Here is a 15,053-nt window from a genome sequence, read left to right as displayed (position 1 = left end):
CGGTTATATGCGGGCCAATTGGTTGTGCGGTAGATTTTGTGTGTAGGCTTCTTCATTTGAAAATTATATCGCTGAAAAAGCCTTTACAGATAGGTTTGTGCAACAAAGCCGTTCTTATTAAATTTCAATTAGTGAATTTCTTTCATCTTAACCTTAGAAAATATCAGTATATCAAATCTTTACTATCTAATTAAATCGTTAAAATATAGGGTTTAGATTTAAACCCATATAACTATGTCAAACAAACTTGAACGTCAGAAATTGACTCTCCCAGCAGGTCATGACAAGCTTCTGCTTCACTCCTGCTGTGCACCATGCTCGGGTGAAGTGATGGAAACCCTAATTGAATCAGGCATCGACTTTTCGATCTTTTTTTATAATCCCAATATTCACCCTGTCAAGGAATATGAAATCCGTAAGGAAGAAAATATTCGCTTTGCAGAAAAACATAATATTCCTTTTATTGACTGTGATTACGATACAGACAATTGGTTTGCACGTGCCAAAGGCATGGAAAATGAGCCAGAGAAAGGTATTCGCTGTACCATGTGTTTTGATATGCGCTTTGAACGGACTGCCCTTTATGCAGCTGAAAATGGCTTCAGCCTAATTAGTAGCTCATTGGGTATTTCTCGTTGGAAAGATATGAAGCAGATCAATGATTGTGGGCATCGTTCTGCTTCACATTATGAAGGTATCACCTATTGGGACTACAACTGGCGTAAAAATGGTGGTGCTGTTCGTATGCTTGAAATCAGCAAGAAGGAAGAATTCTACCAACAAGAATATTGTGGCTGTGTATACTCCTTACGTGATACCAACCGTTGGCGTATGAGCCAAGGTCGTGATCGCATCAAATTGGGCGTGAAATTTTATTCGAATGCCATGGATGATGAAAGCTAAGCTTCAGTCGCCAGATACCAATTTTTCCAGGAACTGGTTCCACGTACTTCAATGGGTACAGTTGGAATCAGTTTTTCTTTTAGAACGTCAGTCTGTCCCACGGCTTTGGCAAGTCGGGCTTTCACAGAATGAATGCATTCACGATCTCCAAACTCACAGCGATCCAATGTCGTACCACCACAAGGACCATTCGCCAATCCTTTGGGACAAGTTTCAGGGCAAATATATAAAGTATCTCCTAACCTACATTGACCACAACTTTCACAACCCACGACCCCTTGCTTAGAGATAAATTCAGTTTTTAACAATGCTTTTTCTGCAGGAGTATTTTCCCAGAGTGAGGCTTTAAAAATAAAATGCCCCACACCTTTGGCAATTTTGGACTCAAATAGAGCCTTGTGCATGAAATGCAATTGCTGATATTTAATAAGCTGGCTAGAGGATGGTTGGCGGGAATAATAAGCTAATTCTGGCACGAGTTCATTTTTAGTCTCCACTTGCCACAGTGCATTCCAGAGTGCTTCGAGTTCCTGTAAACCATAATGTCGATATTGTTCAATATATTTTTCTAAAAGCTTTTGCTCTTCAGGCTTATGGCATGCTGAAAGATGCACACCTGCAAAGCCCAAATACTTACACATCAATATTTGTATAGCACAACGTTTATAAGCATTCTCAGTTCGTCCATCCTGTTTTTCCTGAGCCAACACTCGTAACATGTGTGGTGTAATCACAATTCCTGCGACCTTATGTTTCACTATAAAATTGGCACGTGCCAAACTAAGTGGCATAACACAAGCAAGTATATTTTGCGGGTATTGATGACGATTTAAAAAAGCCTTGGCTTGTTTTAAAGCCTCCATATCGTAACCCAACTGGGTAACGATAAAGTCTGCTTCTGCTTTAATCTTTTTGTGAAGTTTTAAATATTGTGCATCACGTTCAGCTTCAGCATATTTAAAGGGATTAAAAGCTACACCAATATGAAATCCACCATAACACTTTGCGGCCATGACCGCATTTACAGACTCTAAATATCGGGTGCGATTCGTTCCATCTTGACCATTGGTATGCCCTTTTAACTTATCACCTGTAAGAAGCAGTAAATTTTTCTGTCCCGAAGCTTGAGTTGATTTTAAGAAGATCTCAAAATCAGTAATATCCCGACCTTTCCCTGAATAATGGATGATTTTTTCCACTGATGAAGGAAATGTCTTCGCACATTCAAGTGGTGCCAAATCACTATCGGCATGTACTCGATCTGCCAAAGTGATCGCACATGGAAATTCTGCTAAAGACATTGGTACAGCAATGCCCTTAGCAGAACTTAAATATTCCAACAAAATACAAAACTGATTGTGCTTAAAATGGGAAGCAAGCTGTGACATAAAATAAAGTTCAAATAAAAATGATTGAAGCAGGTCGCTATTATATTCGACCTAACAGAATCAGCCCGATTAATCTTAATCAGGCTGATATAGAAAATTTTAGTCAACAATTATGCAATGAATCTATTCACTACATTCAATCAGGCAACTTTCTCATGAGATTCTTGCTCTAATGTGAAATGAAATGCCTATTTTTCAAGAATATTTTGATACGGCTTAATGAAGTTCTCTTCTGTCCATTTACCTTACTTAAGATTCAATTGAACACGTTCAACACCGTCATAAACTTTACGAGTTAAGAGAAATCATCATTGTGAACAGACTATTTCTCTAAGTTGATTCATCACAACATGTAATTTATAGCCATAGAACCGGCCCATTGAGCTTTTACTACGAGATGCAATTTTAGATAATGATTTATGGCGGTGAATAGGTTTGTGCAACAAAGCTTATTCTAATTAAAACTTGGATTTCATAACCATTAATTTACAGTACAACTATCAATAAAATCGCCCCACCATTGCATCATTTCCATACGCTGATTAAAATATTCTGCATGATTATAACTTGCACGGGTTTTATTTTTATCAGTATGAGATAGCTGTGCTTCAATCCAATTTGATTGAAATAAACCGGATTCATTTAATATGGTACTAAATGTCGATCGTAACCCATGAGAAGTTAATTCATTTTTAGTATATTCCATTTTTCTGATAATCAAGTTCAGGGTATTAAAATGAATAGGTTTATTATTATTTCGGGGGCTAGAAAACACATATTTTTCGCCATGAGACCAAACGAGTGCTGATTTCACAACTTCAAGTGCTTGATCAGATAGTGGAACAAAAAAATCAGGGATATCATGACCTAAAATAACCTTTCTTCTATATTGTTTAATATGTAAGGCTGGTATTTTCCATATTTTTTTATCTAGATCGAAGTGATGTGGTTCACAAAGCAATAATTCTCCACCACGGACGCCTGTATATAATTTAAATAACAGGGCTTTTTTAATAATAGGATCTGTATTAACCTGCTTTAATCTAGCTAAAAAGCTAGATAGTTCATCTGAGTTTAAATACGGATAATTTTTTTTAATCTTATTATTGATTAATATTTTATGAAGACCATGGGCAATATTATATTCGCAATACCCCATCGCTACCGCATAATCATAAATCTGATTTAAATAACTATAGGCTTTCTTTACAGGTTCTTTTACATTTCTAGATTCTATATTTTTAATAATCTTAACTAGATCATATCTTTTAACTTCAATAAATGGCATTAGTCCAATATTTGGATAAACATCCTGATCTAAACATTTTTTTGCGAGCTGAATTACACCGCATCGTGGTTCATCTTCAAAGGAATTTTTAATTTTAAATTCTAACCACTCTTCACAAATATCCTGAAAAGTTTTGATGTATTTTTTATGCAGTGGTTTATTTTCATAATTATTAAATTTATATTCATCCCGGACTGATCTGGCCTCTTTCAAGGACATTACAGGATATTCACCCAACTTCATGCGAGGACGTTTATTTGTCCCTGCAAGTGAATAGCGGTAACTCCAAGATTTACGTCCGTTTGGTTCTACCTTCAAACTTAAGCCGTCATCATCTGCCAGAAAATAGATTTTTTCCTTTGGTTTAGCTTGACGTACCTTAATTTCAGTAAGACTCATGAATTTTTAACCTAACCACAAATGGCACTGCTCAATTCAATTATAGCAAATTTAAGCGATATTCATATGATGCGTATCATACGCATCACATATTTTTATAAGTAATTGTTAAATAAAATTTATATTTAGATTGGTTATTCCCTAGTAACCAATTAATTAACCATTGATTTTGCAAGTCTTAAATTGGCATTTGAAGTGCAACCCCATGTTATGACTATTCACATTTCTGCTCCATCATTCATGGTTACTTATTAGTTATGTTATTATGTCAGGAGCGATACAAGAATTAGGGTAACCTTATTATGGAAATAGCGAATACGAAATTACTAGCTGGCGCTTTGATAGCCCTAACTTTAACTATAGTTAGCCCTGTCGTACTTGCAAATGATAACAATGATATACGAAAGACTATTGTAGTTAAGTTTGCTAAAAAAGCTCACCCTGCAAATTATTACGGAAGGATAGATGGATACAAGTATGATTCCTACAAATTTTATGCTAAAAAAGGGCAAAAGTTAAAAGTGAAGTTGACTGGAGGAAATGTTGAAGCTTACTTATGGGGTAATCAATTAAAAGACTCCATCAATCTTGGAGAATATTCTCCAGAGCTTGATGATAAGGGTATTTATATTTTACCTGCTTCAGGTGAGTATGAAATTAGAGTATTACAACCTAGATCACAGGCAAGAAAAGATAAAAAACCTCAATACTGGATGAGTATTAACATTAAATAAAGACTTGCTAGATTTTTTTAAGCTTTTATACCAGGGTTCAAAAACTATTGCCAGTTAAACGGGGCGTGATTTTTACATATATGTTTTTATATTAATAAAAATGATATAGATATGTAATTCATAGAGATCGTTTCAATTTAGCAATCTCTAAATACATCTTGTAATTGGCATGTTGAATCCGTTCATTTGAGGGGTCGTATTGCTTCTGGACTTCATCTAAGAAAGGAGTTTCTTCACATAATTCAAAGTACCTTTCCATCGGTGTTTTACCTTTCAAAGCCGAATGTGGTCTCATCCAGTTATAGTAATGCTGCCATTCTGCCAGTTTGCTCTGAATTTCCTCTGAATCGATATCTACAGTAGCGTAGAACTCAGATTTATCAGTCTTTTGTGAGCGCTCTACCTTGCCATTCAGATGAGGTGAACCCGGTTTATTTGGCCTAAATTTGATTCCATACTGCATCATTTTTTCTGTACTTTTTCAGCAAAGAATGCTCGTCCACGATCGGTCTGTATTCGCTGTATGAGAAAAGGTATTTCTTCAATTACACAGTTAAAAAGTCGAGTGTATTCGCAGCTGTTCGGCGTTTATATATCCTTAAAACGCGATATCGTGTGCAGTCATCGATAGATGTGTACTGATATAGTCCAGGACCCAGTTTACAGGTATCCATTTGAATTCTATCGCCTGGTAATGGACGTTCATAACAAATGTAATCTACTTTACGACGGAATTTTTTAATCGGTTTGACTTAATGGGTGGATAGTACTTTATGGATAGTCGCCAAGGACAACGAGACTCCGTGCAGCTCATTAATTCGGTTTGCAAACGTCGAGCACCAAGATTTCTAGCTGAGCGCATTTCCAATATTAAAGCTTCTAGCTCAGCATTGATTTTAGTATTTGGCGATTTTAAGGGACATTTACTATGACTACTTAATCCATCAATACCTTGTTCAGAATATCGTTTCCACCACTTGCGTAAAGTTGGTCTAGAAATGCCACATCTCCGACAAACCAGGCCAGCATTATTGGTCTCTTCAAATAATTTAACCCATACGAGTCTTTGTTGAATTTCTCTGTTCATAGACACCCATTATATTGAAGTGATGTCTATGAATCACACAGATTATCATAAGGCTTTTGAAACTGTCGCACCTCATGTTTGAATTCACCCATTAACAGAGTGCGAATTAGTCCTTGATCATGTTTGACCACATTTCAAGGAATAGTGTCCAACTTTCGGTATGCAGATTATGGTGTGGGGTTCTCTTAAAGTTTAAACCTTATTATTTTACTTCAGTAATGCTGATTGGCTGGTCTTTTACAAATTCAACAGCCCCTTCACCACGTTTAAAGTGAATTGAAACTCCATTATTATTAGCTAAACGAATACCACTACCAGCAACTGTTTGCTTTAAACGATATACCATGCCTGAGTTATCAGTCATTAAAGCAGTTTCAAAGTTATCCGATGATTTCAGAAAAATTAATAAACCATTCGGACCAGAAAATTTAAGGACCTGCGTATCAGCTGAAGTATTGCTTGTAGCCTTATCTTGTAAAGTTTCAGTCTTTGGACTCGAAGTACACCCAGTCATTGCTAAAACTAACAAAGTTAAACTTAAAAAATATTTCATTTAACTACCTTTTTCATCTGTAAATCATAGGTGTATTTATACTAATTGTTATAATTTAACAATAAAACAAATATTACTTTTTTTTACATAAAAAAGCCATAAATCGCATTTTGAACCTTACCGGATTTATCGGAGATTTTTTTATTTAAGTTAGGCCACCTGACTTAACGGGTTAATCTTATCATAGTACATTGCTTCAAACTCAAAAGGCGATACATAACCCAGTGCACTGTGTACATGCTTTTTATTAAACCAATCTACCCAATTTAATGTCGCAAGTTGTACATCTGCTAAACTTTGCCAATCTGCTTTTAAATATTCAATCATCTCTGTTTTGTATAAGCCATTCACTGTTTCAGCCAAAGCATTATCGTATGAGTCCCCCGTTGTACCGATTGATGCTCGTAAATTTGCTGCTTCTAAACGATTGGTATAGCGAATGGAAAGGTATTGAACACCTCTATGGGAATGATGAATCACATTCCTTGGCATACCTCAATCGTGCAATGCTTGCTCCAGTGCATCGAGCACCATATCTGTATTCATACGTGTTGATACTTTCCATCCAACAATTGCTCGTGAGAACACATCAATAATAAAGGCGGTATAGACCCAGCCTGAATTTGTTTGAATATACGTAAAGTCACTCACCTGAGATACCGTCTTGGTAGTCAATCAATAATTGAACCGCTCTATCTCTGATTTCAGGGGTATATTTTACTTTTTTCATCGGAACACTACGCTTCGCTACGTCGTGCGAAGCAATGCTTCTCATCTCAGGAAAGTTGGTCTCCAACAAACCCGGTACGGTTCACAATGAGGTTCATGCACGTGTAGCAGTCCTTAACAGATTTACAGAATTAGGTCGACCACTTACCCAAGTTACGCCTTAAATTTGGCTCAATTAGGGGCGCTTTGCCTTTCAAATATTTGTGCAATAAAGCCGTTGGAAAGTAACCTTGAAACAAGTTATAAGCTTCTTTTTAATAAATTACTGAGTATTTGTATAAATATTCAACATCTGATTTTTTTTAAACCAGATATTGAATTAAAATAAAAACCAATAAACAAGAACAAACATCATTGGTATTTATATTTTAATTATGTTCATTTACAATAAAAATTACTAAGTCAATACATATTTAGTCTAAAATATCCATCAATCAAAAATGTGTGATAGCTTCGAACGTTAATCTTTGTATACTTGTAATTTTGAGTATTACTTCAATTCTCTAAGCTAATTCTTTACAAGTGTTCCTATCACCATAATTGTTATTCTTGTCTTCGCTATAAAGCGATCCAAACCTGCCCTCCATGGTCATAATCGCATGAACAAATTTTTAAAATACCTATTGGTATTCATCGTTCTGCTTATTATTGCAGCACTAATCTTTTTATTTAGACCTATCGCGTCTAAGAAAATTCAAAACACCAGCAATGAGCCTGTCGTTGACGCAGTCTTAGTTGGTGGTGGCATCATGAGTGCAACCCTAGGCACATATCTTAGTGAACTTGAGCCAAACTGGCAAATTCGTATGTATGAACGCCTAGACAACGTTGCCCAAGAAAGCTCAAACGGCTTCAACAATGCTGGCACAGGCCACTCTGGCTTTATGGAAATGAACTATACCTCTGAAAAAGATGGAAAAATGGACATTTCTAAAGCTGTGAACGTTGCGGAACAATTTGAAGTTGCAAAACAGTTCTGGTCTTATCAAGTCAAAGAAGGCGTTTTGGGTCAACCAAATAGCTTTATCAACCCTGTACCGCACATTGCCTTCGTTTGGGGCGATAACGTGAATTTCCTAGAAAAACGTTACGCTGCAATGGTTAAAAACCCAATGTTTTATGGCATGAAATTCTCTGAGAATCCTGCTGAAATTAAACAATGGGCACCATTGGTGATGAATGGCCGTGATGCTGCACAAAAAGTAGCTGCAACACGCATGGATGTAGGTTCGGATGTGAACTATGGTTCGATCACCACTCAATTGGTCGATCACCTTAAAAAACAATCTAATTTCCAGTTACAAACATCGACTGAAGTGACTGGCATTAGCCAAAACGATGATAAAACGTGGACTGTTGCATTTAAAAACCTCACTACAGGAAAAACAGATCATGTGAAAACGCGCTTTGTCTTTATTGGTGCAGGCGGTGCAGCGGTTAAACTTTTACAAATGACAGGCTTACCAGAAGCGAAGCAATATGCTGGCTTCCCTGTAGGTGGCGTGTTCTTAATGACCGACAACCCAAAAGTCACTGAAGGCCATACTGCAAAAGTTTATGGTCGTGCTGAATTAGGCGCACCGCCAATGTCTGTTCCACATATTGATACACGTTATATCGACGGTAAAAAATATGTGTTGTTTGGTCCATTTGCAACTTATTCAAACAAGTTCTTAAAACAAGGTTCTCAGCTTGATTTATTGAAATCAACCACTAAGAACAACGTTTTACCAATGACCGCTGTGGGTATGGAAAATCTTGATTTGGTGAAATACTTAGTTAGCCAAGTCATGATGACCGATGAAGACCGTTTTAATGAGTTGAAAAAATACTATCCTGATGCAAAACCAGAGGACTGGCGCATGAATCAAGGTGGTCAACGTGTTCAAATCATTAAGAAAGAACCAGGCAAACCTGCAAGCTTGCAATTTGGTACCGAGATTTTTGCATCACAAGATGGTGCTGTGACTGCCCTATTAGGTGCGTCTCCTGGTGCTTCAACTTCCCCTTATATTATGTTGAGCTTGCTTGAAAAAGCATTCCCTCAGCAAGTAGCAGGTAAATGGAATCCGAAATTACATGAAATTGTAAAATCGTACCAACAAGAACTCAGCACTAATCCTGTGCTTCTTGACCAAGTTCGCCAATACACCAGCACAACCCTTGGTTTGAAATATACACCTATGGCTAAAGCTGCAAATGACGAAACTATTGCGGTAGCAAAAGCACAGTAATCTGCTTTAAACCCTAAAAAGGATGGACTTTGCGCCATCCTTTTTTAATTCATATTTGAAACTATTCTGTGTATGTCGCTTTTCCATTCCGATGCTTTTTTGGCTTTTCATTCACGTGATTTTTCACTTCTGAGTGTCAATCAGTTGTGCTTAATTCTAACCATCATGATTCAAGAAGTCGTCATTGCTTATAGTATCTATCAACTCACTCAAAATCCACTCAGCCTTGGCATGATTGCCTTAATTGAGTTACTCCCCTTTATTTGCCTCTCCCTGATCAGTGGCGACTGGGCTGATCGCTATAACCGACAAAAAATTGTGCAGTGGAGTTTTAGCTGTAGCACTTTAATTCCATTATTATTTATTGTTCTTTTTTCTCAGTACCAACAACAGCACATTCAACAAAATACACTTTTATGCGGCATTTATAGCCTCATCTTTTGCTTAGGCATACTTAGAGGCATCTACAGCCCATCATTTAATTCATTACGCCCTTTTCTAACCCCCGAGTCAGCCTATAGCAATGCAGCCACATGGACCGCGCTCATTTGGCAAATAGGCGGCATTTTAGCGCCTTTATGCGCAGGACTTTTACTCGGCCAACTTGGGCTTGAAAAAACCCTCTTTATTGTTTTTTTCTTGTGTTGCGTGGGTAGCATCTGCTTATTCGGATTAAGTCCTCGTCAATTCCCTAGCCCCCATAAACAGCATTTAAGCAAAAGTTTGAAAGAAGCCTATTTGTTTATTTTTAAACATCCACTAATGTTTTGGAGTATGTTGCTGGATCTCAGCGCCATGCTTTTTTGTAGTGTCATTATCTTACTGCCTATTTTTGCACACGATATCCTGCATCTTGGTGTTGAAGGCTTAGGTATACTCAGAGCTGCACCAGCTATTGGCGCCTGTATCATGATGTTGATGTTGACCTGTTATTCTCCGATGCAAAATGCATGGAGAAATATGCTCTATAGTAGTTTTGCAATTGCTTTGTGTACTTTAGCCTTTGCACTATCCTCCCATGTTTGGCTCTCAGTCTTCTTCCTTGTTTTAATCGGTGCCTTTGATAGCATCAGCATGGTCATTCGACAAACTTTATTACAGCAACTCCCCCCAAAAGCACTATTAGGGCGTGTAGCGGCTTTAAATGGCATATTAGTCACTTCAGGCAATCAGCTCGGTGCCCTACACATGAGCCTGATGACGCGCTATTTTTCTGTGGTGCCAGCAGTACTTATTGGAGGGACGCTGTGTTTAATAATCTGTGGTCTAAGCTTTACTCGTACGCGACATTTATTCAAGCCATCTCCAACACTAAAAAAACATGCCACAGTGGCAAAAAGTGAATAGCATGTTAAGCTTCAAATCTTCTTTTAATATGATGTGAGTTTTCAATAGAGCAAATTATGAAACAGATTTTCCCCTTTTCACATATTCTCTATACCAAACTCTATTCTTTCGTACTATCAGTGTTGTTGGCTTATTGCCTATTCAATGCAATTTATACGTTCATTATTGGTGGAACTGGTTTTTATTTATTTGCAACTTTTATTTTAGCTTTTCAATGTAATTTCGCGTTACGCACTTCTCTCCATGACCGTATTTACACCAGTTTAGGGATAGTTTTGCTTATTATTGGGTTATTGTATACACATGGAATTCACTTTCTAAACCATTTAAAAACAATTGTATTGGTTCCTGCTTTAATTTTAACTGCCTTTGGAATAGATAATTTATATAGAAAGCCAAATAGACTTAGTTGTCTTAAAGTTGGACTGATCCTCGGCCTATTGCTATTAGCTTATATTCAATATTATGATTTAGTAGAACTGCAAAATTATTATGACTCTTTACATAATGATGAGACTTGGCAGCAATTTGGCGCATTATAACAGCTAGCACAAAAAAATTTGGTGGGTGAAAAATTTACAATCCTAATTCTGATTTATCATGTTATTACATAGGAAAACTGCCTTTAAAAGACGGGTCTTGCTAGTCTAGAATTGCAGACGAAAGGGAATAAAATGCCTGTATATCCGATTCTAGAAATTGATCATTTTCAGCATCATAAACAAAAGATTTTTCTTCTAATAAGTATTGGCCATCTTGCTCACTAAGAAAATTTTAAAGTTATTTGCTTGATCAGGGAAAATTTGTTCTCCGTCAAAAAAAGATCATAACAATCTCGAACGGCTTTGTTGCGCAAAGCTGTTCTTAAGGACTTTTTCAGCAATATAATTTTCAAATGAAGAAGCATACACATAAAATTTACCGCACAACCAATTGGTTCGCATATAACCGAGCACGCATTCATCGCGGAAATATTGCCATTTGGTTTGATCCAGCTACGCAATGGTATGCCCCATCAAAAGGCAAACAAGGGCGAAATCAAACCTACTCCGACGCAGCCATCCAATGCTGCTTAATGATTAAATCCTTATTCCGTCTGTCTTTACGTATGGTCACTGGCTTTATGCAAAGTCTGATTAAACTTTGCGGCTGAGCAGCCCCGAATATCAGTGATATTCGTACAGTACGCTTTGTAGAAGACAAAAGCATATTGATATTGCAATCTTGGAGAATATTCTCCAGAGCTTGATAATAATGGTATTTATATTTTACCTGCTTCAGGTGAGTATGAAATTAGAGTATTACAACCTAGATCACAGGCAAGAAAAGATAAAAAACCTCAATACTGGATGAGTATTAACATTAAATAAAAGACCTCTTGCGAAAGTATCGTTTTACCTAATTTTTGAATTGGCTAAAACCTTATTAAATGTAGCTTTATGCTATTTAAATTTTGACTAACGCAAGAAGTCTAAAGACTTGCTAGATTCTTTTAAGCTTTTATACAAGGGTTCAAAAACTATTGCCAGTTAAGCGGGGCGTGATTTTTACGCAGATGTGTTTATGTTAGTAAAATGATATAGATTACTTGTTTAATACCCCGAGGAATAATTTAATCTTGCTGTGCGTTTGTCACTTTTCTTTCAAAAGTTGATTATATCTTTCAACGTAACCGTCGTGATATTCAAGCCCTTTTGATAGGAATTTGTAGTGAAAGAATAGGCGAAACTTATCTTAAATAATGGTAATTCCTTATCTTTAAAATAGAGAACGCCCGATGAAATTCATTAGGCGTTTACTTTAAATAAGTGTCAGCTTATTTTATAACCAGATGTACTTGTCAATCATGATTCTTTTTCTCAATTGCCTTAAAAAAACAATCTTGCTATTTTTGACTTTTCACACCATTTTGTTCAATTTGTACTGCGGCTTGCCAGCTAGGTAGTTGGCTTAAACCTGCTACGTAACGTTGGATATGGGGATAATTTTCACCTTGTCCCATATGATAAACTAAAGCATGTAGTCCAAAGCCCATCATGAAGTCAGCACCGGTTAAACGGTCTGCCACTAGAAATTCTTTATCTTTTAAATATTCATTTAAATGGCCAAATACTTTATCGAACTCAACTTGAGTATAATTTTCTAGAAATACCAACTTCGTGCCCTGCTTGGTTTCTATCGTATTAAACGTTTTTAACAAAAATGGCAGCATGGCAGAGCTTTCTGAGAAATGAATCCACTGTAGATAATCGACATAGGTAGATTCATCCATATCTGGTGCTAAATGCGGTGCAAGTTTCTGAATTAATAACTCAACGATTGCGCCTGACTCTGCAATAACTTTGCCATCCCATTCCAATACTGGAGATTTCCCTAAAGGGTGAATGGTTTTTAAAGAGTCAGGGGCCAAATGCGTGCTTGAGTCACGATAATAGCGTTTCAGCTCATAGGGCTGCTTGATTTCTTCAAGTAACCACAAAATACGAAAAGAACGTGATTGATCTAAATGATGTAGTGTGATCATGATAATTCCTATTTTTTTAAATTTTTACAACCACTTTGCCAAAGTTTTCGCCTTTCAACATACCATTGAAAGCATTGATCGTGTTATCTAAACCTTGCACCATATGCTCTTTATATTTGATTTTTCCGTCTTTCAACCATTCAGACATTTGCTGATAGAATTCCGGATACTGACTGCCATAATCATCAAAAATAATAAAGCCTTGCATGCGAATACGCTTTTTTAAAAGGGTGGAAATAAAGCCCGGTAAACGGTCTGGCCCTTGTGCTTGCTCGGTAGCGTTATACTGGGAAACCACACCACACACCGGTACACGTGCCGCAGAGTTAAGCAATGGCCATACCGCATCAAACACTTTACCCCCGACATTCTCATAATAAATATCAATACCGTTGGGAGCTGCTTGTTGTAATTGTTCTGCAAAATTTTCATCATGATGATTGATACAAGCATCGAAGCCGAGTTCTTCTACTGCATAACGGCATTTTTCAGGCCCACCTGCGACGCCAACCACGCGACAACCTTTAAGTTTGCCAATTTGTCCAACCGTAGCACCAACAGGTCCCGTTGCAGCTGCAACGACTAATGTTTCACCGGCTTTAGGCTGACCAATGTCCAACAACCCCATATAAGCAGTAAATCCTGGCATTCCCAAAATACCCAATGCCCAAGATGGATGTTCAGGTTGCATACCTAAGCTTTGACAGGCAGACCCATTAGAAATTGCGTAGCCCTGCCAGCCATTTCCGGAAAGAACCCACTCGCCTTCTTTGAATTTTGGGTTTTTAGAGGCCACCACTTGACTGACTGTTCCACCGACCATCACTTCGCCAATTTCAACCGGTGCTGCATATGAAGGAGCATCGCTCATGCGACCACGCATATAAGGATCGAGTGACAAGTAAATGGTTTTTAACAATATCTCGCCTTGTTTAAGTTCATTGAGCTCAACTTGTTCAATACGAAAATCGCTGTGTTTTGGCTCACCCACTGGCCGTTTAGCTAAAACGATGCGTTGATTAATAACTGTTTTCACACATATAACTCCATGTTTTATTTAAAAGTATTTTTCTTCACAATCAAAAACTGTGATTAAAATTTCTTTACATCCATTGTAGATGAGTTATAATAAAAAACAATACGACTGGTCTATTTTTTACAATAGAGTAAATAATTAATATGAAGCCTACTCCTATTAAAAAGTCTGAAGCGAAGCGCTTACACATTCTTAACACCAGTTCAGACCTGATTTTGCATAAAGGTTTTACTGGCGTAGGATTACAGGAAATTTTACAGAGCTGTGAAATCCCTAAAGGCTCGTTTTATCATTATTTCCAATCTAAGGAAGCTTTCGGATGTGAATTGGTACAGCATTATGTAGACAATTACCAAGTCCGTTTAAATGATGTATGGCGTTGTGATAAATCCCCTTATCAAAAGCTGATTGAGTATTTTAATTTATGGATAGAAGATCCTGAAACACAGTGTGGTTGGGCGGATAGCTGTTTAATTGTGAAACTTGCCGCAGAAGTTGCCGATCTATCTGAAGATATGCGCTCGATTATGTCCGCTGGCGTTGATGATGTAATCCAACGTATTGCTGGTTTAATTGATTTGGGAAAACAGGATCAGTCTATCCAAGCAGATACCGAGGCCTCTACTTTGGCACAAGTACTTTACCAAATGTGGTTAGGTGCAGCATTACTGAGTAAGTTGCAAAAAGATAAAACACCATTACATCAAGCTCTGAGAGCAACTAAATTTCTATTAAAAAGTGAAGATTCATAAAAATTAAATATCAACTACATAATTAATAATTCATGATAGCAGTCCAATGATTACCTATTATTGTGTTGCTATTAGATCA

11 protein-coding genes and 5 pseudogenes are annotated in these 15,053 nt (G+C 37.1%); 8 read left to right on the top strand and 8 right to left on the bottom strand.

Going from position 1 to position 15,053, the window contains the following annotated elements; translation table 11 throughout:
- Nucleotides 1-234 precede the first annotated feature (234 nt).
- Nucleotides 235-903: an epoxyqueuosine reductase QueH gene (locus ACTL4S_RS14755; RefSeq protein ID WP_004647714.1), complete on the top strand. Its 669-nt coding sequence runs from the start codon at nt 235-237 to the stop codon at nt 901-903.
- Here the strand turns inward: ACTL4S_RS14755 and ACTL4S_RS14750 are convergent.
- From ACTL4S_RS14750 to ACTL4S_RS14740, 3 genes and pseudogenes are all read right to left on the bottom strand, one after another.
- Nucleotides 900-2,291, bottom strand: a complete 1,392-nt coding sequence (locus ACTL4S_RS14750) for a methylenetetrahydrofolate reductase C-terminal domain-containing protein (RefSeq protein WP_253145863.1) — start codon at nt 2,289-2,291, stop codon at nt 900-902. The genes ACTL4S_RS14755 and ACTL4S_RS14750 overlap by 4 nt on opposite strands.
- Nucleotides 2,292-2,605: 314 nt before the next feature.
- Nucleotides 2,606-2,722 (bottom strand): annotated as a pseudogene (locus tag ACTL4S_RS14745) (transposase); the annotation flags it as partial.
- 50 nt (nt 2,723-2,772) lie between these two features.
- Nucleotides 2,773-3,978 carry a tyrosine-type recombinase/integrase gene (locus tag ACTL4S_RS14740; protein ID WP_253145865.1) on the bottom strand — a complete coding sequence of 402 codons (1,206 nt, stop codon included), beginning with the start codon at nt 3,976-3,978 and terminating at the stop codon, nt 2,773-2,775.
- A gap of 302 nt (nt 3,979-4,280) precedes the next feature.
- Between ACTL4S_RS14740 and ACTL4S_RS14735 the strand changes: the two genes are divergently transcribed.
- Nucleotides 4,281-4,712: a PPC domain-containing protein gene (locus ACTL4S_RS14735; protein WP_253102531.1), complete on the top strand. Its 432-nt coding sequence runs from the start codon at nt 4,281-4,283 to the stop codon at nt 4,710-4,712.
- Between the two features lie 118 nt (nt 4,713-4,830).
- On the opposite strand, the pseudogene ACTL4S_RS14730 reads toward ACTL4S_RS14735, so the two are convergent.
- The 3 genes and pseudogenes from ACTL4S_RS14730 to ACTL4S_RS14720 form a co-directional block, all read right to left on the bottom strand.
- A pseudogene (locus tag ACTL4S_RS14730) lies at nt 4,831-5,799 on the bottom strand (IS481 family transposase).
- A 202-nt stretch (nt 5,800-6,001) separates the two neighbouring features.
- On the bottom strand, nt 6,002-6,352 hold the full coding sequence (locus tag ACTL4S_RS14725) for a hypothetical protein (RefSeq protein ID WP_253145965.1): 351 nt from the start codon (nt 6,350-6,352) through the stop codon (nt 6,002-6,004).
- A 150-nt stretch (nt 6,353-6,502) separates the two neighbouring features.
- Nucleotides 6,503-7,003 (bottom strand): annotated as a pseudogene (locus ACTL4S_RS14720) (IS3 family transposase); the annotation flags it as partial.
- Nucleotides 7,004-7,680: 677 nt separating this feature from the next.
- On the opposite strand from ACTL4S_RS14720, the gene mqo reads away from it, so the two are divergent.
- The 5 genes and pseudogenes from mqo to ACTL4S_RS14695 form a co-directional block, all read left to right on the top strand.
- Nucleotides 7,681-9,315 carry a malate dehydrogenase (quinone) gene (gene mqo / locus ACTL4S_RS14715; protein ID WP_004733172.1) on the top strand — a complete coding sequence of 545 codons (1,635 nt, stop codon included), beginning with the start codon at nt 7,681-7,683 and terminating at the stop codon, nt 9,313-9,315.
- Nucleotides 9,316-9,387: 72 nt separating this feature from the next.
- Nucleotides 9,388-10,662: an MFS transporter gene (locus ACTL4S_RS14710; RefSeq protein ID WP_004733173.1), complete on the top strand. Its 1,275-nt coding sequence runs from the start codon at nt 9,388-9,390 to the stop codon at nt 10,660-10,662.
- Nucleotides 10,663-10,718: 56 nt separating this feature from the next.
- On the top strand, nt 10,719-11,204 hold the full coding sequence (locus tag ACTL4S_RS14705) for a hypothetical protein (RefSeq protein ID WP_004733174.1): 486 nt from the start codon (nt 10,719-10,721) through the stop codon (nt 11,202-11,204).
- A 353-nt stretch (nt 11,205-11,557) separates the two neighbouring features.
- Nucleotides 11,558-11,886: pseudogene (locus tag ACTL4S_RS14700) on the top strand (transposase); the annotation flags it as partial.
- Nucleotides 11,883-12,032 (top strand): annotated as a pseudogene (locus ACTL4S_RS14695) (PPC domain-containing protein); the annotation flags it as partial. The pseudogenes ACTL4S_RS14700 and ACTL4S_RS14695, both read left to right, overlap by 4 nt.
- A gap of 515 nt (nt 12,033-12,547) precedes the next feature.
- Here the strand turns inward: ACTL4S_RS14695 and ACTL4S_RS14690 are convergent.
- Together ACTL4S_RS14690 and curA are read right to left on the bottom strand one after the other, a co-directional pair.
- Nucleotides 12,548-13,186 carry a glutathione S-transferase family protein gene (locus tag ACTL4S_RS14690; protein WP_004281825.1) on the bottom strand — a complete coding sequence of 213 codons (639 nt, stop codon included), beginning with the start codon at nt 13,184-13,186 and terminating at the stop codon, nt 12,548-12,550.
- A gap of 16 nt (nt 13,187-13,202) precedes the next feature.
- Nucleotides 13,203-14,222 (bottom strand): NADPH-dependent curcumin/dihydrocurcumin reductase, encoded by a 1,020-nt coding sequence (gene curA, locus ACTL4S_RS14685; protein ID WP_004733175.1) that lies wholly within the window; start codon nt 14,220-14,222, stop codon nt 13,203-13,205.
- A 143-nt stretch (nt 14,223-14,365) separates the two neighbouring features.
- On the opposite strand from curA, the gene ACTL4S_RS14680 reads away from it, so the two are divergent.
- Nucleotides 14,366-14,974, top strand: a complete 609-nt coding sequence (locus ACTL4S_RS14680; RefSeq protein WP_004733176.1) for a TetR/AcrR family transcriptional regulator — start codon at nt 14,366-14,368, stop codon at nt 14,972-14,974.
- Nucleotides 14,975-15,053 lie beyond the last annotated feature (79 nt).

Source organism: Acinetobacter lwoffii, assembly GCF_052078135.1.
GTDB lineage: Bacteria > Pseudomonadota > Gammaproteobacteria > Pseudomonadales > Moraxellaceae > Acinetobacter > Acinetobacter lwoffii_Z.
Note: the sequence above shows the minus strand (reverse complement) of the source record. Positions and strands in the feature narration are given on the sequence as shown.